Below are 1,774 nucleotides of genomic sequence, written 5' to 3'. Positions count from 1 at the left end.
CCAGTGCGGCTGCGGATGCCAGAGCGCATCGCGCAGATCGGCGCTGCCGCTGCGCGGCGGATCCTCCAGAATCGCTACCAGCAGTGCGGCGCTGGCTAAGGCATCGTTATCCTCGCCGGCGGCACACAGGATGGCGCTGAGGCGCGGATCGGTGCCCAGCTGCGCCATCTTGCGTCCACGGGCATTCAGTCGCCCTTCGCTGTCCAGCGCACCAAGCCGCGTCAGCAGCGTCTGCGCCGCCCTCAGACCTCGGGCGGGGGGCATATCCAGCCAGCGCAGCTGACTGGCATCCTGGCATCCCCACTGCAGCAGATCGAGGTGCAGTGCGGACAAGTCGCTCTGCAGAATCTCCGGCTCGCTCTGCGCCACGGCGCGCAAGGCCTGCTCCTGCGGCAGTAAGTGCAGGCAGATGCCCGGTTCGAGACGACCGGCGCGTCCGGCGCGCTGCGTCATGGAGGCCTGGCTGATGCGCTGCGTTTGCAACCGCGTGACGCCGCTGCGCACGTCAAACTGCGCTGAGCGCTCCAGCGCGCTGTCTACCACCAGACGAATGCCCTCAATGGTCAGGCTGGTTTCGGCAATGTTGGTCGCCAGCACCACTTTGCGGCGTCCGGGCGGTGCCGGCAGGATGGCGCGACGCTGCGCCTCCAGCGGTAACGCGCCATAGAGAGGAGAGAGATCGATATCCTCGCTGACGCGCGCTGCCAGCTCGCGCTTTACCCGCTCAATCTCCGCCACGCCGGGCAGGAACAGCAGCAGCGAGCCTGTCTCCTCCCGCAGCAACTGCGCCACCTCACGCGCCACCGCCTCGTCAAAACGCAGCTGAGCGTTGAGGGCGGCGTAGCGGCGCACTACCGGAAAGCTGCGTCCTGCGGAGACAATAAAGGGCGCATCCGGCAGCAGCGTGCGCAGGCGTTCGTTATCCAGCGTGGCCGACATCAGCAGAATTTTCAGATCGTCACGTAATCCCTGCTGGACATCCAGCAGCAGCGCCAGCGCCAGATCGGCCTGCAAACTGCGCTCGTGGAATTCATCAAGGATCACCAGCGAGACGCCCTCCAGCATCGGATCGCGCTGCAGCATCCGCGTCAGAATGCCCTCGGTTACCACCTCCAGGCGGGTCGCGGGACCGCAGCAGTTTTCACCGCGCATGCGATAGCCCACCGTCTCGCCTGGCTGCTCACCCAGCAGCTCCGCCAGCCGCTGCGCCACGTTACGCGCGGCCAGCCGACGCGGCTCAAGCATAATGATGCGCCCCGGCAGCTTTGCCTGACGCAGTAACTGCAACGGCAGCCAGGTGGATTTTCCGGCGCGGTCGGGGCCGCTAACAGCACCTGCGGCGCACGGGCCAGCGCCGCCAGCAGTTCAGGCAGCACCTCGCTTACCGGTAACTCACTCACACTCAACTCCCACTCTGCCTGTGCTAAGATGGCGCGCATTGTAACACTGCCCGCGGAGGCCAGCATGGCAACGCAACGTCTGTTTTTCGCGCTCGAACTGCCCGACGCGCTCCGGCATGCCCTGGTGCAGTGGCGCGCCGATCATTTTGCTGCTGAGGCGGGCAAACCGGTCGCGGCCGCCAATCTGCATCTGACGCTGGCGTTTCTCGGCGACGTGAGCAGCCCAACCTCAGACAAACTTCAGCAGCTGGCAGCGCGTATTCAGCAACCTGGTTTTGCTCTCGATCTTGACGATGCCGGTCACTGGCCGCGCCCCGGCGTTGTCTGGCTGGGCTGCCAGCGGGCGCCACGTGGATTGCTGCAGCTGGCCAGCC

At 66.0% G+C, this 1,774-nt stretch carries 1 protein-coding gene and 1 pseudogene; one reads left to right on the top strand and one right to left on the bottom strand.

Annotated elements, in window-relative coordinates; all coding sequences use genetic code 11:
- Window positions 1-1,439 (bottom strand): annotated as a pseudogene (gene hrpB / locus HA48_RS21830) (ATP-dependent helicase HrpB); the annotation flags it as partial.
- 25 nt (window positions 1,440-1,464) lie between these two features.
- Between hrpB and thpR the strand changes: the two are divergent.
- Window positions 1,465-1,774, top strand: a 310-nt coding sequence (thpR, locus tag HA48_RS21825; protein ID WP_128603170.1) for an RNA 2',3'-cyclic phosphodiesterase, incomplete at its 3' end; no start/stop codon positions are given.

This window comes from Pantoea wallisii (assembly GCF_002095485.1).
GTDB lineage: Bacteria > Pseudomonadota > Gammaproteobacteria > Enterobacterales > Enterobacteriaceae > Pantoea > Pantoea wallisii.
The sequence above is the reverse complement of the archived record's forward strand: the minus strand, read 5'-3'. Positions and strand labels throughout refer to the sequence as shown.